Consider the following 26,148-nt stretch of genomic DNA (forward strand, 5'->3'; position numbering starts at 1 on the left):
CTTAATGAACATTCTAATGGTCTATTAAGACGGCACGGACTTCCTAAGCAGATGGACTTCAAGGGTATTTCTCAAAAATGTCTATCAGCTATAGCTGATAGACGAAATAACATTCCTAGGAAATCTTTAAATTATCAAACACCTTATCAAGTTTTTCTGACTAACTTGAAAATGTCTAACTTAATTTGACAAATGAGGATATATAAAAGTCACTTCTAATAAAATAATTTAAAGTATTGCTATCAACATCATCAAACCTTACTTCAAATAAAACTCCATTTGTATTAGAATCTTTTAATGTTGTAACATTTTCGGTTAAGAATGGTGAAAATGAAAGGTGTTCATCAATCATTTCAAAAAATATGATTTCTCCAAAATCAAGTTTATAAAGAGGACCTTGTCCATTGTATGCTTGTAAAAAATTATAAAATCTTCTCTTAAATTCCATTGTATTTGAACATCGTAAGACAATTTAGAAGTAAAAATGTTTTCTCCAATATCTAACCAATACTCCATCTGTCAACCTCTCTCTCATTTTCTACAACACTCACCTCAAGAGGATGATGAGTAATAATATTTATGATGTGTTTCTCTGAGATGGCAATATAATTATTTAAATTAAAACGAAAACTTTAATGGCCTGCTTAGGGAATTTATCTCCAAAGGACAATCACTCAAGCAAGTCACACCTGAAGAATTAGAACAAGCCCCCCTAGCCATTAATCAGAGACCCAGAAAAATTCCCAACTGCTAATCCGCACAAGACTTGTTTCAACAAGATAAAACCGCCTAACAATAATTTTCAGTTAAGTTAACTGCAATTATGAATTTTCAATCTCTCCTTCAATAAAATGCCTTTTGATAGCCAATGCACAAGCTCCAATTGCACCTCTGTTCGAGCAATATGGCAAAACTTGTCGAGTAATAGCTCTTTCCTGCTGGACAACTTGCGTACTAATTGCCAACTTAGCCTGAAGTTTACGCATAATCAAAGGTTCTTCAAAAAGTTTACCATGAATATAGATCGCATCAACATCTAATATCATTTGGGAATTATTAATTTGTAACACGAGATAATCTAAAGCTTGTTCAACAATCCGATGCACAAATTCATCGCCCATCTGGTAAGCATAAAATAAATCATTTAATTCAACCTCTTCTGGACAGTCAGCCAAAAGCTTCAAATATGATGTCCTACCAGAAGCCAATGCGTGCCGAGCCTTTTTCAACATCCAAGGAATACTGGCATAGGTTTGTAAACAGCCAGCCTTCCCACATTCGCACTGTTCTCCATTGGGATTAACAACAAGGTGGCCCACTTCACCTACTAGATAATTTTTATCACCATAAATATGGCCGTCATAAACATAGGAAGCAAAAATACCGCGCTTTAGATTTAAAAACAAGAAATTCAATTTATTTTTCGTTGAGGATAAATAAAGTTGTGCCAAAGCCATGCATTTCACATTATTTTTGACATAAACAGGAATGGATATCTCAGAAATAACTGAAGCAAGATCAAAATTTGACCAAAAAGTCTGATTAGACACGATGGTCTGAGACTCCTGTTCATAATGTCCAGGAACTGCCAGAGCAACTGCTTTAATGGAGTAGTTACAGTGAGTGTCTATATAAGAATGGATTAGTTCTATCAAATTTTTTTCAGTCAATAGAAAGGTTGAGTCTACTGTTTGATGAACCGTCGCATTCTCGACGAGTTGACCCAGATTATCAGTCAAACAAATCGTGACTTTGTTCTCCCCAAGCTCAATCCCCATGTAGTAGGCCAATTGAGGTCTAACGTCCAACAATACCCGTTTACGACCAATGCCCGAATCACGCGCACCATCACCAGTTTCCGTCAAAACGCCCTGCTTAATCATGACCCCAGTAATTTCGGTCATGGTTGCAGGCGTGATACCAAGCCGACGTGCTAAATCCGCTCGCGACTGGCTGCCGTGCAAGTAAAGACTTTCTAAAATCTGATTGCGCTGAAGGCTTTGTTTTTTTGATAATGCCATGTTTTATTAATCCTTGAATCCTATTGTAGCTTAGTTCTATTTTATCTAAAAAAGCCGTACCCGTAAAGGGTACAGGCTTTTAGCTTTCATTTATTTTTCTAGTATAATTTAATTGTTCAGGCTAAATCAAGAGGAAAATAAATGGCAAAAACCTGAGTTAAAAGTTTATTATGATCTGTACCAGTTACTTCTTTTCCACCTGCAAGAGAAAAAAACTGACCAGTTTTGGGGCTTAATTTAAGACGCTTTACCTCATCTCAATCAAACCTTTAAAACGGCTTTGAATACCTTTATTCGCTATCAAGCCTACATCACTAATGCCATTGAATTGCCTTATTCTAACGCTAAACTTGAAGCTACTAACAAACTCATCAAAGATATCAAGCGCAATGCCTTTGGTTATCGGAACTTTGACAATTTCAAGAAACGGATTTATCTCACTTTGAATATAGCAAAAGAGAAGACGAAGCTCGTCTCCTCTCGTGTTTAGCTATAAGTCATCCATTACAGTTGACAAAGAGCCGATAAAAGCCCGTTGAACGAACGTTAGTCAAGTTATCAAGTAGGCCTGAAAACGTTCAGTTAGCATCTTTAGACGCGGCTGGAGGGAATCGTCTTACAGTCGGTGTACAAACCACCCGTTTTACGGGTGGTTATGACTTACACCGATATAGATCAATGATTTCCTTAGCCAAATCTACAAAGGTGATGGCTGTCATCAAGTGGTCCTGACTATGTACGGTCAGCAGGGTAATGTTCAATTGCTCTCCTTGAGCTTCTTGGGTCAATAACCCTGTCTGAGCATGATGCGCCTCAACCAAAGAAGCATGTGCAGCGTCCAATTTACGATCAGCCAGTGCAAATTCTCCAGATTTCGCAGCAGCAATAGCTTCCATCGCATTGCTTTTTGCCTCACCGGCATTCATGATAAGTCCCATGATGGATTCCAAGTTAATCTCTGCCATCATAACCTCCTATTGAATCAAATCCAGGGCTGTTTGAAGTACCTTGACACCATTCATCATCCCATAATCTTGCATGTTAATAACGGATAGAGGAATCCCTAGTGGTTCCAGTTTCTTCTTGAGATTACCTTCTTCATAACGTACTTGAGGTCCTAAAAGAACAACATCAATAGTATTTTCAGATAATTCCTTGTCTACTTCAGCTACTGACACCGCATAGATTTTAGATTTCAGTCCTTGGTCTTGAGCTGCTTTTTCCATTTTTGTCACCAGAAGGCTGGTGGACATGCCTGCTGCACAGGCGAGTAAAATTGTAGTCATTTATTATCTCCTATCTGTTAATAGAACGGCCAATCATCGCAAGCGTATGACGTTGCCCCCGAATAGCTTTACTCATAGTAAAAATATTTTCAACAGGAGCCAAGCCGCCATAACCAGCATCGCCGATATGCTGAATATCTACGCCACAAATTTTATTTTGTAAAGCCATGTAACGTACTGTTTCTGGTTCTGAGCTTTCCTGGCTAGTGCCGATAGCTGTCATCACCAAGGAACCATGACGATGTGCCACCTTAACCATATCAGTCAAATCACTGGCTTGAAAACCTGGCACACTACCGACAGATGGGGCCAAGATTATATCTGCACCTGCATCAATCAAAGCCTTAACCACATCCAAATCTGCAACAGGTTCATCCACTCCTGCTGCATGCATTTTTCCTGCAATAATCAAACCTGAAAATTCTTGTTTAGCCAACTTGACCGTTTCAATAATGGCCGAGTTGGTCACGCCTGTCCCTGGATTGCCTGTAAAGCAGACAAAATCAAACCCAAGGCGTTCAATTTCCTGAATAGTCTCTAAATGAGCTTGTCGTCCTCTTGAAATGGTTAACGTCTCATCCATCATCTTTGCCTGTGGGTCAACTGGTTCCAGATTGATCCCTATGGGACGCCCCACCAAATGGTGTAGGCGTTCAACCACGTTTACTTCATCTTGACCTAGACCAGCTACAACAGGTTCAAAAACATCCAGTCCATTCAATAAAATCAGGTCTGCCCCAAAAGCTCTAGCCATCTCAGCATTGGTGCATTCAGCAATATAGGGTTCCCGAGGCGCAACATTTTCAGACAAGATAATTCGACCTTCTGACGCTTTTATACTCTGCTTCAACTCGCTGGCCGACATGGCCAAAATTTCAGAAGCTTCCGCACTTAAAAATCGTTTAACCATAGCTTTTCCTTTCTAACTTCATCACTCATTTTCTTGTTGTTTAAATTGCTTCTCAACAGCAATAAAGAATGGCAAATACAAGGCAACATCAATAAGAATCAAGATAATCTGGAGAACTGCCCCCATGACACTACCTGTTGTCAAGAAACCAGATAAAATTGGAGGCATAGTCCATGAAGCCTCAGCCCTAGTCAATGGCACCAAACCTGACGACATGGCCAACCAAGCAACAAGCGTGTTCACCATTGGTGCAAGGACAAAAGGAACAAGGAGAGCCACATTCATTACAACTGGGAAACCAAACATGGCTGGTTCATTGATATTGAAGAGACCTGGAATTACCGTCAGGGGGGCAAGTGCCTTAGTCTGTTGACTACCATTTTTCTTACGAGCATACCAGGCAATAGCAAGCACCAAACCAATAGTTGCACCACCACCACCGATGTAGACAAAGTTATCCATAAACGGCGTTGTGAAAATTTCTTTCAGCGGTTGACCAGTTTGATAGGCTTCAACGTTAGCAGACAGATTGTCAATCCAGGTTGGTTTCATGATGGCATTAACCGTATTCCCACCGTGAATACCGACAAACCAGAATAAGGAGTTAAGGCCAGCAATCAGCATAACCCCAATAATATTACCACCAATAAGACGAAGTGGTCCACCGACAATGGTTTGAGCTAATTCATGGATGTTTGGCAACTTATTAGCATCCAAAATACCATAAATCGTCAACCACATGGTAATAATGACTGCCCCAGGAATAATAGCTGAAAAACTGCGTGATACCGCAGGGGGTACTGCATCAGGTAGTTTGATTTGGATATTGCGTTTGATAAACCAATCGTAAATAACAGCACTAACTAGACCTAACACAATAGCCACAAATACACCTTTGGCAGACATATAAGAAGCTGTGATACCAGCTGGAATAGACAAGCCTTCTGGAAGCGCCACATCGGGGTTCGCTAGAGCAACTGTCACACCGTTCACATAAGGCGTAACGGTGATAAAGGAGGCTAGGGAAATTAAGCCCGAAGCAACCCCGTCCACCTTCTCTTGCTTAGAATAGCTGTAGGCAATACCAAAGGCAGCGACCATTCCTAGTAGGCTGAAGCTTCCGTCAACTCCTTTCCAGAGATAACCTGCTACTCCGATATCACCCAGCCAGGCTTCCCAACCTGGAGCAGGAAAAGAGGCGACAATCATAAAGATTGAACCGATAATCAAAAGAGGCATAGATAGGGTAATCCCATCCCGAATAGCTACAAGAGCTTTGTTTGAACTCATTTTAGCCGCAATCGGCATGAGTTTCTGTTCAATAAGTGCGTTGAATTTGTTCATAATAATTACTCCAAAAATATTTATCTTCTTTAACTCAAATTACAACAGAATACTATTATTCACCGTAGTTGTGAAAGCTCTTCTATAATCTGGTTTAATTTTATCATTTGGATTTATAAATACAATCCCATATGATCCATTCTCGGTTATAATGTCATCAGGGTTCTCCCACTGCCAACCAGTCGGAAGTTCAACCATTGACAAATTTTTACCGAGTTCTCCATTTAGTTTTGTAGGTAATATTACTAATTGGCTTAGTTCACGAGTCATTTTGTGAATTGGTTCTCCTCGACCATTGTAATCAGGGGATTTTGGAATTGATGTATAATAAACATTGTAAACACCTGGTGACAAATCAGCGATTTGACTGGCTTGGGATGAATTTTTGACAACATTGCGAACTTCGTTTCGTCCGCCAGGTTCACCTGTATTAACAAACATATACTCGTCATCAATAGAATACTCCACATTATAATTTGGAAGATTTATTGTGACACCATCTAATAAATTAGGCACTTCCCCTTTAACGATAGAGATATTTCGGACACCATTGATAATAGGTTTATTTGCATAATAGGTATCTCGAGCAATCTTCTGTTCATCACTTTGCAACCATCTTACCCAATCAATTTCAACCTTTTGTCCAGATAAATTTTTTCCAGCTGTACCCGGCCAATTTCCACCTGTTGCTAAATTAAATTGGATAAACTGAGGACGATTAAATGCTTTCTTCAATGCCTGAGACCGTTCTGAATTATCATAAACTAATGTATTATAAACAACATTATCTACATACCACTCAATTCTGTCCTCAGACCAATTTATTCCAAAAACATGAAAATCATTAGCAAAGTCATCACTTAATGATAAGTTTCCACTATATCCAGAACCTGCATTTCCATCTTTATCTGCATCTCCCTTACTGTAGAAGAAGTGTGGAGTTCCATATACTGTCTTATTTCCCTGACCTGCTGCAGTTCCTGTCAATTCCATAATATCAATCTCACCTGTTGATGGCCAACCGTATCCTTGTCCAGTTTCAATTCTACCATCTAAAGTAAAATCCGCACCCAGAGTCCAAAATGCTGGAAATACTGCCTGCCCTTTTGGTAATTTCATTTTTGCTTCTAATCTACCGTATAAAAACTCCTGTTTTCCTACTGTCCTAACACTACCTGAGTTATAGTGAACCAGCCTTGCATTTTTACCATGTTTCTGTCTGTTATAGTATTGATCTTCCTCAGGTCTATCGGTAACTTTCAATATCAAATTTCCGTCTTTAATATAAACATTTTCTGTGCTGCTACTATAGTGTTGTTGTTCGTTGCCCCGAATATTCCCTAGTTCATATCCCCAAATATCATCATTTAATCTTTCTCCGCTAAAAGTTTCTTTCCAAACTTCCTCATAGGATGTATTCTCCACAACTTTTAAATTATCAATCTTAATTGATGTTTTCAATGTATTTAAATCCGAAGAGTTATCATGCCATTTCACCAGACCAATGTGTGTTCGATTACCTATCGCAGTAAACTTAATCTCTTGCTTACTCCACTGTCCAATTGAATCACTCATACTATTAACACCTTTACCACCAGGTATTGTAATCTGACTACCGTCTGAATTAATTGATTTCACATCAAAATAGGCACCACTTGCAGAAAATCCATCCGCCACATCAAGTCTAATATCTGCTGAAGCAGTATAGGTTCTGCCTGCTACTGTATTGATTTCGAACAGTAAGAAGTCATTTGTAGTATTTTCTTTGCTCTTGTAAAATGTATTACCTGAGTCCGAAGATATATAATCTCTTTTGTTTTTAGAACGATGAATTATTGGTATAGGTTTACTTGAGACATAGTCACCACCATCAAACGTCGGATTGCTAATTAGATTTAATTCCTGAATAGCATCCTCAATCACAAGTTCTTCAGGTTTATTTGAATCATTCAGTTGCTCGTTTGTTACAACCTCTTTAATATCCGGTAAGACTTCTAATTTTGCAGCATTTAAAACATCTGTACTTGGTGAATTATCGGAATTGCTTTCTAATGAGTCCTCAACTTTATCATATGTTATAGTCTCTTTAACCAAATTAGAAACTACAACATTATTTTCAACAGTACTTAATTCCTCAGCTTTTACCTGCATGGAAGTAGCAAGAAATAATCCACCAATCATTACAGAGCAAACACCAACAGAAAATTTTCGAATAGAATACTTTCCGGTTAAACATTTTTTATAAAACATAAGTTTACCTCCGTTGTAAACGCTTTTTTATTATATTTTAAAACTTTTTTTCTGTTATGTCAATATTTTAGTTATAAAAAAAAACTATTTAATCTATTTTTACAACATCTACTTCTGAAACATTATTTATATAAATTCGATTAATATACTTATAAGAATTTGCTTGATTTTACAAATTGAGAGTGGGGACATCTATTCCCTCATACTCCTTACCCTATGTCCCCACCATTCGTCTACGGAAATAAATTCCCCCAAAATTTTCCAACGCCTCAACTACCTCAACTGAGGCAGTCACTCTGATACTCCCCCATACATCACAAAAAGCCTTGGTATCAAGGCTTTTTACTATCCCTTTCGTCCCCAAAGGTTTCTAAGCTTTCACCAGCAGAGCGACTACCTCCACATGTGCTGAGAGCTTTCTTCTATACTAATGAACGAAAGGAAGTGAAAGTGATTTTAGGATTATACTGTGGAACGGAACAGTAGCCCTAGTATTGACTACTGTCGTTTCTATTTATATTGGATATTCTAGGACTGAGATGAAAAAATCTATAAATGTTCAGAAAAAAATTGAACCCGCAAATCTCCCCAAAACAATGGTGAGTCATGTACTTGAATTATTCCGAAAAAATACACCTCTGGTGCAGTGAGACAAATTGGTGTGTCTTATAGTGGTTTTGTAGATGAAAGCTATACTCTACTATCACTCTTTGATGATGTATAACAAATTGAAAAAGAAAATAGACTTCAGACAGCAATTGATGTTGTCCGAGAACAGTTTGGTTTTTTAGCCATACAAAAAGGAACCGTCCTAACGGAAGGTTCCAGAAATATTGAACGCAGTAAGCTTATCGGCGGACATTCCGCTGGTGGATTGGAGGGATTAAATTGACTGACCGTTCATACTTACCATTTCAGTCAGCAAGAGAGTACCAGGATACTAAGATGCAAAAATGGATGTTTTTTTCCTATCTGAGCATACATCAGCACTCTCTGATGACACAAACAAAGTAATGTACATGTCTGATTTATCACTAGAGAAGAAATTATTACTCCTCAGTCAAGTATACGCTGGGCAGCTACACACGCGCATTCATCTGATTGATAAAAACAAGCGTGTTTCCTACACTGGAACAATACCAAGTCTGAATAAGGATTTCATTTTGATAAAAACTACAACAGCTCATATCAATTTGAAATTGAAAGATATTTTGAGTATTGAACTTGTTGAGGAGGTGCTCTATGAATCAGCTTGAGTTTCAACGTAATCACCTGCAAATGGACTATTATAGCGAGAGCTACCAAGATTTTGAACGTGACTTCTACCGCTACTCCAACATGAATATTCCATTGACCTTCCTGACCGATGATATCCTCAAAACAATGGCGACTTCATGTAAGAATTACTTTGTCCTGAATAAGGAGAAGGCCAGAGATAATCGGGATCACTTCTTCATTTTTGAGGTAAGTACCTTAGATGAGAATCCGCTAATTTATCATTATACATATAAGAAAACTACAACATATTTAGCAGAAAAATAGGAGCAGTTCGATTTACTGTTCCTATTTATATGACTTCATAAATTTCTTCAAGCTCAATGAGGATAATGCCGAAGACAACCGAGATCACTACATTCTATTCAGTATTGAGCCTATCGAGAACAATAAGCTCATGAAAAACTATGTCTACCTAAAGACCGTTTACTCTATAAACTAAAAAGGAGCCGTACGCTCCTTTTCATATTGACGAAAATATCTATTTATTTACCAAAGAAAAGTCAAAAACTGGATTTTTGCTAAAATACGGTGCAACCATTTCTTCCCATCTAGCTCTAGAAAATTTAATGGATTTTAAAGGCGATAAACCGTGATTCCCAAGAGCATAACCATCATTTACTTCAACAACTAATGTACGACCATCCTTAGTAACACCAATTCCGTTTTATCTATCTTTAAATACATACATTCCCTTTGTAATACTATAAAAGACAATCAGCAAACAAAGAACTGTAAGGCTAGGTTGCCAAAAACCTACCATGTTGATGACACTATGTCCTAAAAGTTGACCGATAAAGTATACTAAAATTAAAATAATAGCATTGAAAACAACAGAGACTAATAAGATTAACACCGAATGTATTATTGCTTCTGCAACACGTATTTTAAAAGGTTGTAATCTTGACACGCCCAGTGTTTGTAACTGTCTAATGTCTTCACTATCTTTGTTGGAAGATAAAATAGTGAGAGAAATCGAATTAGTAATAATCAGAATTATAGGAGCAGACAGATAAGCAATGAAGGAGGCTCTTACTTCATGGACACTGTTTGCTGTATTCATGAAGGTATACATATTTTGGGTATAAAGTATAAACCCTGAAATGAGCGTTATCCCCATAGCCATTGACGCCTGTATACTTTTCAAATAGCTCGGATTGTATAACAAATGCCAAAACCCTGTATTGATGACATAATTTTTAGTTGAGAATAGCTTCATTAACAATTTCATTAAATTAATCTGGAGTGACGGCGATATGGACTGAATGATAAAGAGATGGACAATTAATAAAAATAAAATGAGGCTAGACTGTGTTACAATTGTTTCTCTATTTTGGGTAAAACCTGCTGAAACAACAGAGCCGACACACAGTAACCATAGGAGTAAACGGATAGAGAAGCTAACAAACCTAGCCGCCTTACTTCTTCTTGTTCTATGATTTTGTTTTGAATTGGATTCTTTTTTTAGTAGTCGGCTAGAATAAAAATAAGCCCCTAAGCCAACAATCGTTGGTACTATAAAAATACTCAATAAAACAGTTGGAATATTGGCTGTAATCACCAAATCAGGTAACTCATCTCTTCCTAATAACTGTTGTAAAAATTTGTAGTAGCTATCTGTCGCAGCGAATGAAAGTATTGTTCCAATACTACTCACAATAAGAGCCATCAAATAAAATTGACCAGCGATAAGTATAGATAACTGAGATCTACTTGCCCCTAAAATCGTCCATAATTGATAATCCTTTTTAAAGATGTCTATTAGCAGTCTGATATTATTTGAAATAAGGAAAAATAGAGTCGTCCCTCCAAAGACAATGAGCATCTGAAATAGTTGAGAAGCGTTTATATTGGCGGTTTTTAAGGCACTAGCAATACCAAATAAGGAGGTCCCAACAATCAGGCTAGAGACAAATAAGAGTGGTATTGTGCCTAACCATTGCCTTTTGGTGTATTGAAATTGGTAAATGATTAATTTTAGCATAAACAATTCTCCTCAAATCAATCTTTACTGGTTTCAAGTGCTTGGTAGAGCTCAGTTGCGGATGGTTTCATCAGTTGTTGAGAAATCTTTCCATCTTTTAAAATGAGTGCTCTGTCAGTTTTTGAAGCCAACTCAATATCGTGAGTAACCATAAACACACATTTTCCCTGACTGGCTAACTGACGAAGGGAATCAAAAATCAGTTTTCTGGAGACACTATCGAGAGCTCCTGTTGGCTCATCAGCAAAAATAATCTTGCTATCTGCTAATATGGCACGAGAAATAGCCACTTTTTGCTGTTCTCCACCTGATAAGGTAGACACTAATGAAGAGAGGTCTGCTTTAAAATTTAGACTATCCAACAAGGCTTTGACGTGATGGCTATCAACAATCTTTCCTGAAAGTCTTAGAGGTAGGGTAACATTTTCCAGCACGGGTAAAGCTGGCACCAGATTATATTGTTGAAAAATAATGGCAACATCTTGACGTCTAAATTTAGCAAGTTTTCCATCTTTCAAGGTATATGGATTCACACCATTGACAAAAACTTCGCCACTTGTTGGTTCGGATAAGCTGGATAAGCAATTAAGCAAGGTTGACTTACCAGAACCGCTGACACCAAGGATCGAGACAAACTCCCCATAGTTTACAGATAAAGAAACATCTTTCAAAATAGAAACAGTCTTGTCTGGTCCTAACAAAAATTCTTTTGAAAGGTTTGTGACTTTAACAGCGACATGATTATCCATCATTACTCCTCCTGATTTTAGCGTTATCTTTGTTTTTATTATACAACTATTTTGTGAATTAAGGAGCTATTAGCTGGTATTTGTCTCGATAAAGAGCACTTTATTCATGAGTACCTTCTTGTTTGCAATTAGCAAACATTCGCCCGTTATTCGGGCGACAGTCGAAGACGACACCTCGAACTTGTCAGCCGAGAAGTTGACATGTTATCGAGAGGGAAGACGGAGACCTGGGGGAGAAAAAATGGGCAGCTTGGCTGATCTTTTTTCGTGGGGGGTTCCCCCAGTCGTCCAGAATGGACGAAGGTCGAGGAGGAATTGAAGCGTAAACCTTCATTTACGGGCTGACTAAGCCAGTTTCTTTAAAGGGATGTGAATGGTACATTTACTCCCTTTTAGCCATTTAAAGCTCCTTAAAATCATATTAAATCATGTCTTAGAAACCATAGCATAGGCCCAAGCTTCGTCCACAAAGTATGAATCATCGAGTAGGCCGGAATACTCCGACTTAAAATGCTCATACATTTCCTCTGAAAATTTGAGTGAGGCAACTGCACGATTCTCATAGATGAACATAAACTGATAACTGTCATCACCTACTTTGGTGAACACCATATGGTCATAGCTGAACTGGATATCCTCTTCCTCCTTGGGTGCGAGGATAAACTTCATCAATTCAACAAGCCTATCATCATACCCTGCATCAAATATCTGCACTTTCTCAATGAATGACTCCATATCAGAAACAATACGGAAGTTGTAGGTATCAAAAGAGTTAGAGTACCTATCGCCTTCAACCTGTTTTATTTGACTGAATATCTCCTCAATCCTGTACTGCTCCTGCTCTCTACTATCTATAGCAGGAATGTAGTAAAGCATGAGCCGATTCTCCATATCATGATACAAAGTCTCATAACAAACAAGCCTTGGTTCACCACAATTCAAACAGTAAAACTTAAATAGTTCCCAGTCTATGATTTGCTGCTTCAATTTTGGGTCAAGTGTTGCGTTAATACTCTGATAGGTTGTAAAGCCGCTTTGATGTTTACATACAGGGCAAGCTATAAATTCAACTGTTGTTCGTGTCATAAATTTTTCTCCATTTAAATACCCTATAATTTCCTTCTATTCAAGGGACTTCGCTAACTCAGGTCATTCTTATGGCGGCTTAGTCTCTCCAATAATTTCAGGGAAACTCTAAGAATTCCAAGTCTAATTCGTTTGCCCTTGTTTCTAATATTGAGACTTGCTCCCTTAACAAGGCTTAGTCATTGACCGATTACCTGGCATAGCCAGCACATTATCTTTTAATCAATTTTTACACTTTTAATAAACTGTATTCAGTCCAAATGAAATCTGATAGAATAATTAATATTACGCACCATCATTATATCATAAAAAGAAACCGCTTTATCTCAATAAATTAGAATATCCAATACTTAAGCCAATGAAGCTCTTGATAATAGAAGCGTAGAAATATTTTTCTACTTTTTACATCCATAACGGCTCGTACATGAAAATTAAATAGTATCAATTTCAAAACTCACACTTCAATCGACCATTCTGGCGGTATTAGAGGTGGGGACATCTATTCCCTCATACTCCTTTACTCATGTCCCCACCTTGTGTCTACGGAAATAGATACCTTATAAATCTCCCAAAATTTCAATTACCTCAACTGAGGTAGTCACTCTGATACTTCCCCACCCCAAGCAAAAAAGCCTTGTCTCCAAGGCTTTTTAGTATGCTTTCGTTCAAAGGTTTCTAGGCTTTCACCAGCAGAGCGACTACCTCCACGTGATGCGTTTGCGGAAAAAGATCCACAGGCTGTACTTTCTGCAACTTGTAGCCTAATTCTTCATAAAGCTTAATATCACGCGCCATGGTGGCTGGGTTGCAGGAAATGTAGGTGATTTTCTTTGGTTGCATGACAACACTTGCTATGATGAAGCTTTCGGTGAGGCCTCTGCGTGGTGGGTCTACTAGAATCACGCTTGGTTGAATACCTTCCTTGCTCCAGTTAGCCATGGCATTTTCAGCGCTATCTACTACATAGTGCGCGTTGGTAATGCCGTTCAGCGCAGCATTTTTCTTCGCATCACGCACTGCTGCTTCGATGACTTCAACGCCATAAACTGCTTTGACTTTCTTAGCAAGGGAAAGTCCGATGGTCCCAATCCCTGAGTAAGCATCAACAACTACATCTTGCGTCGTTAATTCTGAAAAATCAATGGCTGCCTGATAGAGTTTTTCTGCCATTTCGGTATTGACTTGATAGAAGGACTGGGCTGAAATCTCGTACTGATTCCTCAGCATCGTGTCCGTAATCGTATCTTTGCCATACAAGGTATGGAATTCCGCCCCAAAAATAGCATTGGTATTCTTGTCGTTAATATTTTGAATGACAGAAACAAGGACTGGAAAATCAGCTACCAATTGTTCAATCAACTGCTCTATCCGAAAGACCTTCGGACGCGTGGTCACAAGCACCAACATCATCTCACCCGAGTAATGCCCACGACGCACCACGATATTGCGAATCAAACCAGTCTGCTCTTTTTCATCATAAGGTTTGAGGTCAAAACGGCGCAGTAAATCACGAGTGGCATTGATAAAACGGTCAATCTCCTTGTCTTGAATCAGATAATCTTCAATTGGCATCAAATCATGAGAATTTTTACGGAAAAAGCCTGTTTCCAGTTGACCGTTGACACGTCGTACTGGAATCGTAGCCTTATTGCGATAGGCAGTTGGATTTGCCATCCCAAGTGTATCTAGCACTTCTACATCAGAAATCCCTGCGGTTTTATACAAATTATCTACCACTTGCTTGCGTTTGAATTTGAGCTGTTCGGAATAAGCTAAATGCCCAAAATCAGCAATTCCTGTACGCAAGTAGGCCGCATCCATATCTTCTACACGGTGTGGAGAGGTTTTGAGGTACTCTTCTACCTTACCGTATCCGATTTTCTTGGTAACCTTCAGCACGCGCATCTGAATCACTTCTTCTGGTAGGGCATTCTCCACAAAAAAGACTAAGCCATCAACCTTGGCAACCCCTTGTCCTTCATGGGTCAAATCCACAATCTTAACTTCTACAATATCATTTTTTTGTAACATAACATCCTCATTCTAACTCTCAGCTCTGCTATTTCCAAAAGAAATAAGAGAGACTTTCGTCTCTCCATTATATCATATTTATCGTAATCCCATCTGAGCTAATAATTCTTTATAGTTATCACGGTCAATATCTAGTCCCATACCCCCATACATGTCATAGGTATCAATCCAATCCCCTTGTTGAGGAATGGTAAGACGTTCAATACCACCTCTTCCGCTCGTTAATATACCTAACCCCTCCGCCAAAAGCACAGGATAAGAGACATTTGTAGAGGTAAGAGCATAAATTTTACCCACCGCTGCTGACCCTGTAAAGAGTTTAGCAGGATTTTTGACTTGAGCAAAAACAGCTTCCAAAACCTGTTGCTGGCGCTTCACTCGCCCAAAATCAGCCGTATCATCTCCACGAAAACGGGCATAATTTAGAAGTGTCTTACCATCCATTCTCTGTTTACCGACTGCAATGGTCTGGTACATTGCTCCGCCTTGTGCATAGCCTAAATCATCAGGAACTTCAACCTCCGTTACGGTTTCACCACCAACAGTTTCAAATGCAGCATCAATTTCAACACCTTCAGGGAATAAGGTATCAATCGCAATCGCAAACGTTTCAAAGTCAATCATGACATAATATTTAATATCAATGTCAAAATTATGTTTGAGAACCAGACGAACAAATTCTGCTCCTTGGTCGCCATCTTGTTCTCCAAACGTAAATGAGCTATTCAGTTTCAGGTCTGTTGAGTAATCATCAGAACTGTAACCTGGAATATTGACTAAGGTATCACGCATAAAGCTAGCCAGTTTGATTTTTCCGTCACTGCCACCAATATTCATAACCATAATCGTATCAGTTCTAGCATCGGTAGAATTCTGCGTAACTCTCTTATCACTTCCTAAAATAAGGATATTAGTACCATCCAAAGTATCCTCACCATTAAACACCTCAACTTGTGCAGGTTGATAATTGTTCTTTCCAGAAGTGATCTCATTCATCCCTTTCACAAACATGACAATCATTCCAGTTAAAACAGCAAGAATCACGATACCAATCCATTTCAAAAAGCGTTTAAAACTAAAATTGCGTTTTTTCTTAGCTGGTTTTGGAGATTTCACCTTAATAGATTGTTCTTTTACAGGTTGTTCTACTCGTTCATGAATTTTAGGACGGCTAACCTTTTTAGACCTCTCTTGGGTGGGATAAGCAGGTAATCCTTTAATTCTTTCCTTCGGTTGTTCCTTGTCAAAAGCTGTCGCCATCCCATTTGGATAAGGAGGCAAATCTAAATCGCCATGCTTTTCTTTCCGAGAATAACGTTTCGAATTTTCCCTCTTAGGATAAACAGGCAAAGCGTTCAAAGCATCTTGAGATAAATTCCTCTCTTGGCTATACGAAACTAATTCACCGGCTAACTTAGCCTTAAGATGTTCTAGCTCAGCTTTTTCCTTAGGATTTAAAAAATGAATATTTTTCGATAAATAATCATATCGTAGGGCTTCATGATGAGTTAGAGCCTCTAAACGGCGATCTGGCATAATACCTCCTTAAGGTGTGCTCATAGTATAAACAGAATAATCTCCTAAAATTTTAAACTCAATTCCTAGACTTGTCAACTCAGATAAGGCATATTTAATCAATTCTTTACTCTCATTATCAACATCTATAATGAAAAAGTATTCACCAAGTATCGTTTTCAATGGTCGGCTTTCAATTTTAGTTAGATCAATCCCTCGCCAGGCAAAAACCGATAAAGCTTTGTATAGAGCTCCTGGCAGATTATCTGGTAAAGTTAGAGCTAGGGATATTTTTTTAGAGATTTTAGGTAAAATAACAAGCTGCTCTTGAGTTCCTAAAATCCAAAAACGAGTGAAATTCTCCTCGATTTCTTGGATATCCTTAGCAATCACAGTTAAACCATACTGTTTCGCTGCTGCTTGAGGGGCAATAGCTGCATAAGGTTTATCTGGGTGTTCCGCTACCAATCGTGCAGCATAAGCGGTCGAGGCAGTTACTTCAAACTGGGCCTTAGGGTAATGTTGAGAAATATACTGTTTTCCTTGAGCTATCGCTTGAGGATGAGAATAGATTTTTTCTGGATATTGTGTTGTCACCGACATGAGTTGTTGCTTGATTGGTTGAATAATTTCTGCCACAGCCTTTAAATTTTCTTGATCAAAAAGGTAATCAATTGTTTCATGTACCGATCCTTCAATCGAATTTTCTACGGGAACAATAGCAAAGCTGACTTGCTTGTCTTGATAGGCTTTCAGAACTTCTGTGATGGTTTCAAAGGGGACTAAATCAGCCTGAGGAAAGGCACTTAGAGCCACATTGTGAGTAAACGACCCTATTGGTCCCAAATAGGCAATTTTCATAAGATTTCCTCTACAATTTCCTGAGGTGTTTTATTGGTCACATCAATGATTTGACTGGCCGCCTCTTCATACCAGATTTGACGTCCATCAAAAATAGCTTTAAAGGCTTCTTTACTATTGTTAACAAATAGCGGTCGCACATTTTTGGTATCATTAGCAATGCGCTGATATAGCGTTTCAAAATCAGCTTTCAGATAGATAGTCTGTTGATTTTCTGTTAACAACTGACGATTTTTTTCTGTCACAACGACTCCACCTCCTGTGGAAATAACCTTATCAGTAGCTATCAAATCTGATAAAATATCACTTTCAATCTCACGAAAAGCAGATTCACCTTTTGTTGCAAAAAAGTCTGCAATAGGCATCCCAATACGGTCTTCAATCATAGCATCCATATCAATATAATCTAAGTCCAAGAGACGTGCAATGGTTGACTTTCCAGAACCCATAAAACCAATTAAAACCTTAGCCATGTACCAATACCTCCATGTGTTTGAAGAAATCTGGATAACTGGTATTGATTGCTTCTGCTCTCTCTAAGTTCACCTCTCCATCCTGGACAAGCAGAGCAGCAATGGCAGCCATCATACCGATACGATGATCACCAAAGGTGTTAATGTTAGCACCATGCAACGATGTTTTACCTTCTATAATCATTCCATCAGGTGTTGGTTCAATACTAGCACCCATCGCATTTAGAGCGTCAGCCACCACTTGAATACGGTCTGTTTCCTTCACTTTCAATTCTTCCGCATCACGAATGACTGTTCTACCTTTTGCCTGTGTCCCCAAAAGCGTAATAATCGGTAATTCATCAATCAAGCGAGGAATAATATCCCCTGCAATCTCAGTCCCATGAAGTTCTGATGTTTCAACTGTAATCGTTGCTGATTTAGCAATGTTATCAACATTAGACAGTTGAATATTGCCACCCATCGCTTTGATAACATCGAGAATACCTGTTCTGGTTTCGTTGATTCCAACGTTCTCAAGAACAATTTTACTATTTGGGACAATAAGCCCTGCAACTAGCCAGAAAGCTGCTGAAGAAATATCGCCAGGAACCACAACTTCTTGAGCAGTAAATTCTTGACCTCCTTTGATGCGGATTTCTTTGCCCTCAACCTTAATCTCACCACCGAATTGAACAATCATATCTTCGGTATGGTTTCGCGTCTTTTCTTTTTCAACAATGAGTGACTCTCCATCTGCCTGCAAAGCTGCAAAAATCAGAGCAGATTTTACTTGAGCAGAGGCCACCGGTAATTGGTAAGTAATTGGTTTAAGTGAGCTTGTCCCCTTCATTTTAAGAGGTGGCAAGTCACGGTCAGTCTGACCAGATACGTCAACCCCCATTTGGCGTAAAGGAATAGTCACACGATCCATCGGACGTTTTGAAAGACTATCATCTCCAAACATCTCCACTTCAAAATCCCGTCCTGCAAGAACACCTGAAATGAGACGAATAGACGTGCCAGAATTTCCCATGTCCAGTTTATTCTGCGGAGCTTTTAAGCCCTCAAAACCAACACCATGTATTTCAACAACATCGCCCTTATCTTCAATTTGCACTCCTAAGTCACGGAAAACCTGCATGGTTGACAAAACATCCTCACCACGCAAAATATCTCGAACAGTCGTCACTCCTTTGGCAAGACTTCCAAACATAATTGAACGATGACTAATTGATTTATCTCCAGGCACACGAATTGAACCTGATAATGATTTAGCTGTTGTTTGTAACTTCATAAGAAACCTCTCACTCGTGTATTTTTTCATTATATCAAAAAAGTACAGAAATTTCTAAAAATTCCTGTACTTGTGCCTTATGTAAGACATTTGATATAAATGTACTGATTTTTAGCGACTTACTCTGCTAATTCTTGTAAAGGTTTAAAGATGATTCGCTCCAAGTCAGCAACATAAACACCTAGTGCTTGCTGGTTTGTGAAATAAGCTTTAAGAATACTATTTTTTTCGATTTTATCACCAAGTGCAGTCATTTCTGCTTGATCCTCTGGACTAGGCATTTGTCCAGATTGAATTAGAGCCTGAATTTTATTTTGTGCGACTAAAAATTCCTCCCAAAGTCCTTTGGCAGCAGCATCAGCATCAACTGCCTCTTTCGCCGTTTTAACAGCTTGATATTCTGGAAGTGCACGGATAGCACGTTCCAAGTTATTTGCTAAATCATAAATATTTTCCATGAGTAACTCCTTTATGTAATTGTAATGTGATAATCTGTATTATTTTTAATAATAACTTCGGCAGTAGCTAAATCCTGAGCATTTTTAAAGGTTAATTGCAAAACACCATGACTATCTTCTCGGTTTTCCTCATTGATGTGCAAGTTCACGAGAGAAATTCCTCTTAGTAATTCCAAAATTTTCAAGACCACATCTTCTTCGTCAGGGACTTCAACAAAGAGATCGTAAAAGCTATCTACACCACCCTTTTTGTGGATTTCCATAGCTTGCCTCATGGCACGTCCTTGATTGAAAAACTTCCAGATTGCTGGCTCATTTTTCTGGAAAATAAGCTGCGCAACCTCATCAAGACGCTCTTTAAATTCCTCAATTCTGTCAAGAACAGCTCTGCTATTACTCAGCAAAATAGAAGTCCATAAATCAGGCTCTGACTCTGCAATCCGAGTCATATCCCTAAAACCTCCGGCAGTAAAATACTTTGTGTGCTCGTGAGATTCAGCGTAGTCGCCAGTTTGCAACATCAAGCTAGTCGCTAAAATATGGGGGAAGTGAGAAATCTGACTAGTTACTCGGTCGTGCTCATCAGCAGCCACCTCAATATAACGAGCTCCGGTTCCCTTAAACAAGTCTTTTAAAGACGTTAAAGCCCTTTCTTGGGTGAACTGAGTCGGTGTGAAAATATAGTAGGCATTTTCAAATAAGCTAACATCAGCTGCAATAGCTCCAGACTTGTGACTGCCTGCCATCGGATGACCGCCAATAAAATCAATCTCACGATTAGCAAAACAGACTTCAGCTACCGCAACAATCTCCTGTTTTGTCGAACCAACATCTGTAATAATCACACCTTTTTTCAAGTCTAATTGAGCCAACTCTTTTAAAAAAAGAATAGTCTGTTTAATAGGAACTGCTAATATAATAATATCAGCTAAGGGAGCAAAACTAGCAAAATCATCCGTTAAATCATTAACCATCCCTCGTTCACGAGCAATCTGTTGTGATTTTTCAGGGCGATTATAGCCTAGAATCCGATAAGTTGGATGAGCCTTACGAATGGCTAAAGCCAATGAACCACCAATCAAACCTAGTCCCGCAATGTATATTGTTTTTGACATAGACTAAAACTTTCTAACATAGTTACGGTGTGAATCCACAGCTGCCTTTAATTCTTCCATATTGTCTGATGAAAATTTCTCTAAGATTTCCTGAGCAATGACTGTAGCAACGACACTTTCCATAACCACACCTGCTGCTGGAAGAGCCGTTGGATCTGAACGCTCTACAGTTGCCTTATAAGGTTCATGTGTTTCAATATCAACTGACATTAAGGGTTTATACAAAGTCGGAATTGGCTTCATCACACCTCGAATGATAATAGGCTGACCATTAGTCATACCACCTTCAAAACCACCGAGGTTATTGGTACGACGCGTATAGCCATCTTCTGTATTCCAAAGAATTTCATCCATAACCTCAGAACCTTTACGGTAACCTGCTTGGAAACCGACACCAAATTCAACGCCCTTAAAAGCATTGATAGACACAACTGCCTGAGCTAACTTAGCATCCAATTTGGTATCCCATTGTACAAAAGAACCTAAACCTACTGGAACACCACCAACGATTGTTTCTACAACTCCACCAATCGTGTCCCCTTCTTTTTTAATTTGATCTATGTAATCCTTGATTTCCTGTTCTCGTTCTCGATTAACAACAGAAATTTCTGATTCCTGAGCCAATTTCTTAATCTCAGAGACTGTCAAATCAGCTGGAACATCAATTTCTTTACCACCAAATACAACAACATGATTAGCGATTTCAATATCGAGCTCTGCTAAAATTCTTTTGGCAACTGCTCCAACTGCCACACGCATCGTTGTTTCACGCGCAGATGAACGCTCTAGAGAATTTCTTAAATCATCAAAGCGATATTTCATACCGCCAACAAGGTCTGCATGACCTGGACGGGGGTGTTTGATTTTTCTCTTTGTTTTAAGACGGTCTTCAATATCTTCTACTGCCATAATATCAAGCCATTTTTGATGGTCTTTATTGATGACATGAAGCGTTATCGGTGCTCCAGTCGTCTTTCCATGACGAACACCAGAAGTAATCTCAACAACGTCGCTTTCGATTTTCATGCGACCACCGCGACCATAACCACCCTGACGACGTTTTAAATCACCGTTGATATCTTGGGCTGTCAAGGGTAAACCTGCCGGTACACCTTCAATAATAGCTGTCAATCGTGGTCCGTGGGACTCACCTGCGGTTAAATATCTCATCTTATTTCTCCAGATACTCTTTCATTTCCTCCAAAGGGATTTGGTTAATGGCTGCGCTACCTAATTTAGGTACAATGACGGTCTTGATAGTATTACCACTTGCCTTTTTATCATGCGTCAGTGCAGCGTACAAATCATTAACCAGCCAAGGCTTATGGTCCGTTGGTAAACCAAATTTTGCACACATGTTAATAATTTTGTCAGTCATTCCAGCTGGCATCAAACCTTTTTTCTCAGCTACACGAGATATTTGAACCATACCAATCGCAACAGCCTCACCGTGCATGACCTTACCATATCCCGCTGTTTGTTCAATGGCATGCCCAATCGTATGACCAAAATTTAGGTACATACGGATTCCACCTTCAAACTCATCCTCGACAACAATCTTACGTTTCACATTACAAGAATGATAAATAATGTCTTCAGCATGCTCCAAAATAGATTCTGGACTTCCATCTAAAGTTTCTAGGATCTCCCACAGGTCAACATCATCAATGAGACCATATTTGATCACTTCTCCCATACCTTCAATAAGTTCACGTTTTCCCAGCGTCTTAAGAACATCTGGATCAATAAAAACCCCTTTAGGCTGAGCAAATGTTCCCACACTATTCTTGGCCCTTGGCGTATTGACGCCTGTTTTACCACCAATGGAAGAATCCACTTGTGCAGTCAGACTTGTCGGTATCTGTAAAAATGGAATGCCTCGCATATAAGTCGAAGCAACAAAACCAGCTAAATCACCGACAACACCACCACCAAGAGCAACAATGCCATCACCCCTGGTTAGCCCATTTTCAAGCAAGAAATCGTAGGCATTATTAACTGTTGTAAGATTTTTGGAAGCCTCTCCTTCTAAAAACTCAAAAACAAAGATCTCAAAACCGGCAGTTTCAAGACTTTGTTGAACCGTCTCTGCATAGAGAGAGGCAACGTGGTCATCTGTTATAATCGCAATCTTCTGACAATTCAAGATTGAACGAGCCCAGTCTCCTACACTTGTAAGAGACCCTCGTTCAATCATGATATCATAGGGATTTGTCGCTAAATCAACATGTAATTTCATCGCTATCACTTCCTCACTTGATGTAAATAAGTTAGGGCTTCTTGTAAAATTATCCTATCACGCTGGCGTAAGAGGCTCTGTTGTTCTGTATGAGGTTGTTGAACAGAAAAACGTTTGACAAGTTCTTCCAAGGTTAACAATTCTAAATAAACCTTATCGGATTTTTCATCCTCGTCGAGATTCTGGGCTAGCTTGCTCTCAGACACCCCAGCAACAAACCCATAGTGAATTTGAAGCAGTTGCTCATTTTTTCGGTAATCATCAATCTGGCACAGTTGACTTATCCATCTGCACTGATATCCTGTTTCTTCTAAAATCTCACGACGACAAGCCTGTTCCAAGGTTTCACCTTCTTCTAATCCACCACCTGGTAAAACTGAGAAATCATATTTGCCATAAGTCATGACAAGAACTTTCTCATCAGGAGTTAAAACAAGGACACGTACTGCCTGACGTTGACGTGCAACCTGAAAATCACTGTCGCCAATCTGATAGGTTTTTATCACTGATACTTTTCCTCTAATGCCTGCCAAATCTCATCAGTTGACATTTCTGCCCCTGTCCATTCTTCAAAGGCTGCAGCAGCTTGAAACAGAAGCATTCCCAACCCATTAATAGCTTTAAGTCCACGGCTACGTGCCAGTTTTAAAAATGAGGTTTCAAAGGGTTGGTAAATCACATCTGCTACTGTAAGACCTTCTGGAAATTGAAAATCATCACAAATAATCATTGACTGACCATCCATGCCCACACTAGTCGCATTAACAAACAACTGACTTTCAGCCACTTTTTCCTCAATCAAGGCAAGATTTTCAATCGGATAAACATCAATCACCACATCTGTTTTTTGGGACAAGGCTTGCGCTTTTTCTCGTGTTTCCTCTAAAAATGCTGTCTGGTTAAATATCGTGATATGACTGGCACCATTGAGCGCTGCCTGGGCAATGATTGCCGTTGCCGCACCACCACCGCCTAAAATGGTCATATGTTTCCCTTTGACATCAAAATCTAAAAAAGTCGATAATGATTTGAAAAATCCAATACCGTCTGTATTATGGCCAATCAATTTTCCATCTCGGTTGATAACCGTGTTGACCGCACCAATAAGTTGAGCTGAATCCGTCAATTCGTCCATATAAGGCAAAACAGCTTGCTTATAAGGCATGGAAATATTAACACCCCACATGTCATAGCGCTTCACATTTTTAAGGGTTTCTTCAAGATCCCTTTCAGGAATGTCCCAAGCTACATAAACACCATTGATATTCGTCTTGTTAAAAGCGTAGTTGTGAATAAAGGGAGAAATAGAATGCTTGATCGGTCTTGCTACCACAGCAGCTAAACGTGTGTGTCCATTAATCTGCATTTAGCACCTCCAAAAACTTCGTCAATTGATGAAGAGGAATTTGTCCTGGGGCACTTTCCTCTTCAAGGCTGGCGTAGGACCAGCACGATCCCATCAACTCGCCTGCAATACGGGTAATACGCCCCAATTTGCCCATCGACATGACCGCATATTCCTGTTCAGGGTTCAGAGTCTTAAAACCTCTAGTAAAGTTCATCAAATCAAGAACATCTTGATGTGTAATAGGCATGACTGCAATTTTTACGATACGTGGTGACAGAGCTGTCATCTCAGAAAAGGCTTCCATTATGTTACTTGGAGTTTCATTAAAATTATGATAAGACAATACCAAATTTGAAAAATCAAGCATCTCGTTAAACACACCCATGTGTGAAAAATACTCGTAATCAATGTAGTCTGGCTGGTAAATCGCACTGATTTCTTTGATAAGACCTACATATTCCTGGTCTTCTAATTCAATATTTCCACCTTCATGAGTTGTACGAAGGGTAAAAAGTACCTCGCGACCTACAAATTTTTCAAAAATCGCAGGGGCAACCGTTAAAATCTCTTCTTTTGGCAAGTAATCAGCCCGCCATTCAATAATATCTGCTAAATCATACTTAGTCACGTCAAGCAATTGAGCTTCTTCTAAGCTCCTAGGCATTACTGGAACGACAATTTTCATTGGTTTACCTTTATCGTAAATACTTTTAAGTAATTACTGCTTTCATCATTTTTGTTGACAGTGAAATCACCCGGCAACTGTTTTAAATCTATAAATTGGTACTTGATTTTTCCAAGTCCCTTTTGAATTTGTTTCTTAAATTGCTGCGTTGTCATATTTGAGGCATTTGTTGATGCAACAATAATCCCTCTAGGACTTAAAATATCTAATGCCTGCGCAATCAATTTATGATAATCTTTTAAGACAGAAAAGGTCTGTTTTTTATTTCTAGCAAAACTTGGTGGGTCGATGACAATCACATCAAATTTCAGAGCATGGCGTCTCGCATATTTAAAATAGTCAAAGACATCCATGACAACAAACTGGTGATTTTCAAGTCCAAGACCATTTGCTTTAAAATGAGCTTGCGAGAGTTCTCGAGACCTTTTGGCCAAATCAACTGATGTAGTCTCTATTGCACCACCCATGGCTGCGGCAACAGAAAAGGCTGCAGTGTAAGAAAACATATTAAGAACTGTTTTTCCTAAGGCTAAACCATCAACCAAACTTCCTCTGACCTCATGTTGGTCTAAGAAAATCCCTGTCATTAGTCCATCGTTTAAAAAGACTGAATAGCGCACGCCATTTTCCAAAATCTCGAAAGGATTAAGCGCTTCTTCCCCATATAGATAAGAACTTTCAGGAAGGTCACTTTTAAAACGTACTTTCCCATAAGCACCTTTGAGTTCTGGAAAAACCTTTTGAAAGGCAGAAATAATAAGTTCTTTCTGACGATAGATATAGGAATTATACCAAGAAAAGAGAGCGTAATCTCCATATCTGTCAATAGTAAGGCCACCTAGATTATCTCCATCTTGATTAAAAAGACGGTAAGCTGTCGTTAAATCTGACATCTCAAATTGCCTACGTTTTTGTTTCGCCTTTTTAAAGAGATGAATCAGATAATCTTCCGTTACCTCAATCGCTTCTCGAGATAGAACCCAACCAATCCCCTTATTTTGGCGAGACAAGTAAGCCGTACCAAGAAAAGCGCCTTTTTGATTGACCAAAGAAACCACTCCGTCCGTAACTATTTGGTCTAGAAAGTCTCTGCCATCTATGAGCTGAACACCTGATTTAACACGCTTTTCAGCTAAATCACCCATAACAAGTTTAATCATAGGAGTATTATAGCAAATTTTCAGACAATTAGCCACAATGGTTTTAGATTACTCTTGATTTTTGTTTTGTGTTATAATGAAG

25 protein-coding genes and 6 pseudogenes are annotated in these 26,148 nt (G+C 38.9%); 7 read left to right on the plus strand and 24 right to left on the minus strand.

The annotated features are described in order from the left end of the window. A pseudogene (locus ACFPQ3_RS10085) lies at positions 1-189 on the plus strand (IS30 family transposase); the annotation flags it as partial. Here ACFPQ3_RS10085 and ACFPQ3_RS10090 read toward each other — a convergent pair. Further along, positions 176-448 (minus strand): hypothetical protein, encoded by a 273-nt coding sequence (locus ACFPQ3_RS10090; RefSeq protein WP_156805528.1) that lies wholly within the window; start codon positions 446-448, stop codon positions 176-178. The pseudogene ACFPQ3_RS10085 and the gene ACFPQ3_RS10090 overlap by 14 nt on opposite strands. Before the next feature lie 174 nt (positions 449-622). Between ACFPQ3_RS10090 and ACFPQ3_RS10095 the strand changes: the two are divergent. Continuing rightward, positions 623-754: pseudogene (locus tag ACFPQ3_RS10095) on the plus strand (IS30 family transposase); the annotation flags it as partial. 67 nt (positions 755-821) lie between these two features. On the opposite strand, the gene ACFPQ3_RS10100 reads toward ACFPQ3_RS10095, so the two are convergent. Then, positions 822-2,021, minus strand: a complete 1,200-nt coding sequence (locus ACFPQ3_RS10100) for an ROK family transcriptional regulator (protein ID WP_156805529.1) — start codon at positions 2,019-2,021, stop codon at positions 822-824. 151 nt (positions 2,022-2,172) lie between these two features. Here ACFPQ3_RS10100 and ACFPQ3_RS10105 point away from each other — a divergent pair. Then, positions 2,173-2,511, plus strand: a pseudogene (locus tag ACFPQ3_RS10105) (transposase); the annotation flags it as partial. Positions 2,512-2,674: 163 nt separating this feature from the next. Here the strand turns inward: ACFPQ3_RS10105 and ACFPQ3_RS10110 are convergent. From ACFPQ3_RS10110 to ACFPQ3_RS10130, 5 genes are read right to left on the minus strand one after another with little or no spacing between them, the layout of a single operon-like run. After that, entirely contained in the window at positions 2,675-2,986 is a 312-nt protein-coding gene (locus ACFPQ3_RS10110) for a PTS sugar transporter subunit IIA (protein ID WP_156805530.1), read from the minus strand. Positions 2,987-2,995: 9 nt separating this feature from the next. Next, positions 2,996-3,307: a PTS sugar transporter subunit IIB gene (locus ACFPQ3_RS10115; RefSeq protein ID WP_156805531.1), complete on the minus strand. Its 312-nt coding sequence runs from the start codon at positions 3,305-3,307 to the stop codon at positions 2,996-2,998. A 10-nt stretch (positions 3,308-3,317) separates the two neighbouring features. Then, positions 3,318-4,217, minus strand: coding sequence for a DUF7916 family protein (locus tag ACFPQ3_RS10120; RefSeq protein ID WP_156805532.1), 900 nt, complete (start codon positions 4,215-4,217; stop codon positions 3,318-3,320). A 21-nt stretch (positions 4,218-4,238) separates the two neighbouring features. Further along, positions 4,239-5,561, minus strand: a complete 1,323-nt coding sequence (locus ACFPQ3_RS10125; RefSeq protein ID WP_156805533.1) for a PTS sugar transporter subunit IIC — start codon at positions 5,559-5,561, stop codon at positions 4,239-4,241. 39 nt (positions 5,562-5,600) lie between these two features. Beyond that, complete coding sequence (locus tag ACFPQ3_RS10130; RefSeq protein ID WP_156805534.1) at positions 5,601-7,811, minus strand: family 16 glycosylhydrolase; 2,211 nt, start codon at positions 7,809-7,811, stop codon at positions 5,601-5,603. A gap of 500 nt (positions 7,812-8,311) precedes the next feature. Here ACFPQ3_RS10130 and ACFPQ3_RS10135 point away from each other — a divergent pair. From ACFPQ3_RS10135 to ACFPQ3_RS10150, 4 genes and pseudogenes are all read left to right on the plus strand, one after another. Next, positions 8,312-8,703, plus strand: a pseudogene (locus tag ACFPQ3_RS10135) (DinB/UmuC family translesion DNA polymerase); the annotation flags it as partial. Next, positions 8,700-9,067, plus strand: a pseudogene (locus ACFPQ3_RS10140) (hypothetical protein). The pseudogenes ACFPQ3_RS10135 and ACFPQ3_RS10140, both read left to right, overlap by 4 nt. Continuing rightward, complete coding sequence (locus ACFPQ3_RS10145) at positions 9,054-9,353, plus strand: DUF5960 family protein (protein WP_156805535.1); 300 nt, start codon at positions 9,054-9,056, stop codon at positions 9,351-9,353. Before ACFPQ3_RS10140 ends, ACFPQ3_RS10145 begins: the two are co-directional and overlap by 14 nt. A 37-nt stretch (positions 9,354-9,390) precedes the next feature. Continuing rightward, complete coding sequence (locus tag ACFPQ3_RS10150; protein WP_269747720.1) at positions 9,391-9,528, plus strand: DUF5960 family protein; 138 nt, start codon at positions 9,391-9,393, stop codon at positions 9,526-9,528. 39 nt (positions 9,529-9,567) lie between these two features. Here the strand turns inward: ACFPQ3_RS10150 and ACFPQ3_RS10155 are convergent. From ACFPQ3_RS10155 to ACFPQ3_RS10235, 17 genes and pseudogenes are all read right to left on the minus strand, one after another. Beyond that, positions 9,568-9,747 (minus strand): annotated as a pseudogene (locus ACFPQ3_RS10155) (ATP-grasp domain-containing protein); the annotation flags it as partial. 6 nt (positions 9,748-9,753) lie between these two features. Next, positions 9,754-11,070, minus strand: a complete 1,317-nt coding sequence (locus tag ACFPQ3_RS10160) for an FtsX-like permease family protein (RefSeq protein WP_156805536.1) — start codon at positions 11,068-11,070, stop codon at positions 9,754-9,756. A 17-nt stretch (positions 11,071-11,087) separates the two neighbouring features. Further along, on the minus strand, positions 11,088-11,819 hold the full coding sequence (locus tag ACFPQ3_RS10165; protein ID WP_156805652.1) for an ABC transporter ATP-binding protein: 732 nt from the start codon (positions 11,817-11,819) through the stop codon (positions 11,088-11,090). A 426-nt stretch (positions 11,820-12,245) separates the two neighbouring features. Then, complete coding sequence (locus tag ACFPQ3_RS10170) at positions 12,246-12,905, minus strand: CpXC domain-containing protein (protein ID WP_156805537.1); 660 nt, start codon at positions 12,903-12,905, stop codon at positions 12,246-12,248. 675 nt (positions 12,906-13,580) lie between these two features. After that, positions 13,581-14,936 carry a 23S rRNA (uracil(1939)-C(5))-methyltransferase RlmD gene (gene rlmD / locus ACFPQ3_RS10175; RefSeq protein ID WP_156805538.1) on the minus strand — a complete coding sequence of 452 codons (1,356 nt, stop codon included), beginning with the start codon at positions 14,934-14,936 and terminating at the stop codon, positions 13,581-13,583. 78 nt (positions 14,937-15,014) lie between these two features. Continuing rightward, positions 15,015-16,472 (minus strand): LCP family protein, encoded by a 1,458-nt coding sequence (locus tag ACFPQ3_RS10180; RefSeq protein ID WP_156805539.1) that lies wholly within the window; start codon positions 16,470-16,472, stop codon positions 15,015-15,017. Positions 16,473-16,481: 9 nt separating this feature from the next. Continuing rightward, complete coding sequence (pheA, locus tag ACFPQ3_RS10185; protein ID WP_156805540.1) at positions 16,482-17,312, minus strand: prephenate dehydratase; 831 nt, start codon at positions 17,310-17,312, stop codon at positions 16,482-16,484. Beyond that, a complete protein-coding gene (locus tag ACFPQ3_RS10190) occupies positions 17,309-17,785 on the minus strand; it encodes a shikimate kinase (protein WP_156805541.1) in 477 nt (158 codons plus the stop codon). The genes pheA and ACFPQ3_RS10190 overlap by 4 nt, the downstream gene beginning before the upstream one ends. Further along, positions 17,778-19,061, minus strand: a complete 1,284-nt coding sequence (gene aroA / locus ACFPQ3_RS10195; RefSeq protein WP_156805542.1) for a 3-phosphoshikimate 1-carboxyvinyltransferase — start codon at positions 19,059-19,061, stop codon at positions 17,778-17,780. The genes ACFPQ3_RS10190 and aroA overlap by 8 nt, the downstream gene beginning before the upstream one ends. Before the next feature lie 119 nt (positions 19,062-19,180). Further along, positions 19,181-19,519, minus strand: a complete 339-nt coding sequence (locus ACFPQ3_RS10200; protein ID WP_156805543.1) for a YlbF/YmcA family competence regulator — start codon at positions 19,517-19,519, stop codon at positions 19,181-19,183. Positions 19,520-19,530: 11 nt separating this feature from the next. Then, positions 19,531-20,634: a prephenate dehydrogenase gene (locus ACFPQ3_RS10205; protein WP_156805544.1), complete on the minus strand. Its 1,104-nt coding sequence runs from the start codon at positions 20,632-20,634 to the stop codon at positions 19,531-19,533. Positions 20,635-20,637: 3 nt separating this feature from the next. Continuing rightward, positions 20,638-21,804 (minus strand): chorismate synthase, encoded by a 1,167-nt coding sequence (aroC, locus tag ACFPQ3_RS10210; RefSeq protein WP_156805545.1) that lies wholly within the window; start codon positions 21,802-21,804, stop codon positions 20,638-20,640. A gap of 1 nt (position 21,805) precedes the next feature. Next, positions 21,806-22,873, minus strand: coding sequence for a 3-dehydroquinate synthase (aroB, locus tag ACFPQ3_RS10215; RefSeq protein WP_156805546.1), 1,068 nt, complete (start codon positions 22,871-22,873; stop codon positions 21,806-21,808). A 5-nt stretch (positions 22,874-22,878) separates the two neighbouring features. After that, positions 22,879-23,379, minus strand: a complete 501-nt coding sequence (locus ACFPQ3_RS10220; protein ID WP_198039882.1) for an NUDIX hydrolase — start codon at positions 23,377-23,379, stop codon at positions 22,879-22,881. Further along, positions 23,376-24,239, minus strand: coding sequence for a shikimate dehydrogenase (locus ACFPQ3_RS10225; protein WP_156805548.1), 864 nt, complete (start codon positions 24,237-24,239; stop codon positions 23,376-23,378). The genes ACFPQ3_RS10220 and ACFPQ3_RS10225 overlap by 4 nt, the downstream gene beginning before the upstream one ends. Then, positions 24,229-24,906: a type I 3-dehydroquinate dehydratase gene (gene aroD / locus ACFPQ3_RS10230; RefSeq protein ID WP_156805549.1), complete on the minus strand. Its 678-nt coding sequence runs from the start codon at positions 24,904-24,906 to the stop codon at positions 24,229-24,231. Before aroD ends, ACFPQ3_RS10225 begins: the two co-directional genes overlap by 11 nt. Then, the gene (locus ACFPQ3_RS10235) at positions 24,903-26,066 is read right to left on the minus strand and encodes a class I SAM-dependent rRNA methyltransferase (RefSeq protein ID WP_156805550.1); all 1,164 of its coding nucleotides are present in this window, start codon (positions 26,064-26,066) and stop codon (positions 24,903-24,905) included. The genes aroD and ACFPQ3_RS10235 overlap by 4 nt, the downstream gene beginning before the upstream one ends. Positions 26,067-26,148 lie beyond the last annotated feature (82 nt).

Source organism: Streptococcus caledonicus (assembly GCF_042656225.1).
GTDB lineage: Bacteria > Bacillota > Bacilli > Lactobacillales > Streptococcaceae > Streptococcus > Streptococcus caledonicus.

Coding starts and splice junctions, on each gene's coding strand:
- ACFPQ3_RS10090 (WP_156805528.1), bottom strand. CDS start 448: ATGGAATTTAAGAGAAGATTTTATAATTTTTTACAAGCATACAATGGA.
- ACFPQ3_RS10100 (WP_156805529.1), bottom strand. CDS start 2,021: ATGGCATTATCAAAAAAACAAAGCCTTCAGCGCAATCAGATTTTAGAA.
- ACFPQ3_RS10110 (WP_156805530.1), bottom strand. CDS start 2,986: ATGGCAGAGATTAACTTGGAATCCATCATGGGACTTATCATGAATGCC.
- ACFPQ3_RS10115 (WP_156805531.1), bottom strand. CDS start 3,307: ATGACTACAATTTTACTCGCCTGTGCAGCAGGCATGTCCACCAGCCTT.
- ACFPQ3_RS10120 (WP_156805532.1), bottom strand. CDS start 4,217: ATGGTTAAACGATTTTTAAGTGCGGAAGCTTCTGAAATTTTGGCCATG.
- ACFPQ3_RS10125 (WP_156805533.1), bottom strand. CDS start 5,561: ATGAACAAATTCAACGCACTTATTGAACAGAAACTCATGCCGATTGCG.
- ACFPQ3_RS10130 (WP_156805534.1), bottom strand. CDS start 7,811: ATGTTTTATAAAAAATGTTTAACCGGAAAGTATTCTATTCGAAAATTT.
- ACFPQ3_RS10145 (WP_156805535.1), top strand. CDS start 9,054: ATGAATCAGCTTGAGTTTCAACGTAATCACCTGCAAATGGACTATTAT.
- ACFPQ3_RS10160 (WP_156805536.1), bottom strand. CDS start 11,070: ATGCTAAAATTAATCATTTACCAATTTCAATACACCAAAAGGCAATGG.
- ACFPQ3_RS10165 (WP_156805652.1), bottom strand. CDS start 11,819: ATGGATAATCATGTCGCTGTTAAAGTCACAAACCTTTCAAAAGAATTT.
- ACFPQ3_RS10170 (WP_156805537.1), bottom strand. CDS start 12,905: ATGACACGAACAACAGTTGAATTTATAGCTTGCCCTGTATGTAAACAT.
- rlmD (WP_156805538.1), bottom strand. CDS start 14,936: ATGTTACAAAAAAATGATATTGTAGAAGTTAAGATTGTGGATTTGACC.
- ACFPQ3_RS10180 (WP_156805539.1), bottom strand. CDS start 16,472: ATGCCAGATCGCCGTTTAGAGGCTCTAACTCATCATGAAGCCCTACGA.
- pheA (WP_156805540.1), bottom strand. CDS start 17,312: ATGAAAATTGCCTATTTGGGACCAATAGGGTCGTTTACTCACAATGTG.
- ACFPQ3_RS10190 (WP_156805541.1), bottom strand. CDS start 17,785: ATGGCTAAGGTTTTAATTGGTTTTATGGGTTCTGGAAAGTCAACCATT.
- aroA (WP_156805542.1), bottom strand. CDS start 19,061: ATGAAGTTACAAACAACAGCTAAATCATTATCAGGTTCAATTCGTGTG.
- ACFPQ3_RS10200 (WP_156805543.1), bottom strand. CDS start 19,519: ATGGAAAATATTTATGATTTAGCAAATAACTTGGAACGTGCTATCCGT.
- ACFPQ3_RS10205 (WP_156805544.1), bottom strand. CDS start 20,634: ATGTCAAAAACAATATACATTGCGGGACTAGGTTTGATTGGTGGTTCA.
- aroC (WP_156805545.1), bottom strand. CDS start 21,804: ATGAGATATTTAACCGCAGGTGAGTCCCACGGACCACGATTGACAGCT.
- aroB (WP_156805546.1), bottom strand. CDS start 22,873: ATGAAATTACATGTTGATTTAGCGACAAATCCCTATGATATCATGATT.
- ACFPQ3_RS10225 (WP_156805548.1), bottom strand. CDS start 24,239: ATGCAGATTAATGGACACACACGTTTAGCTGCTGTGGTAGCAAGACCG.
- aroD (WP_156805549.1), bottom strand. CDS start 24,906: ATGAAAATTGTCGTTCCAGTAATGCCTAGGAGCTTAGAAGAAGCTCAA.
- ACFPQ3_RS10235 (WP_156805550.1), bottom strand. CDS start 26,066: ATGATTAAACTTGTTATGGGTGATTTAGCTGAAAAGCGTGTTAAATCA.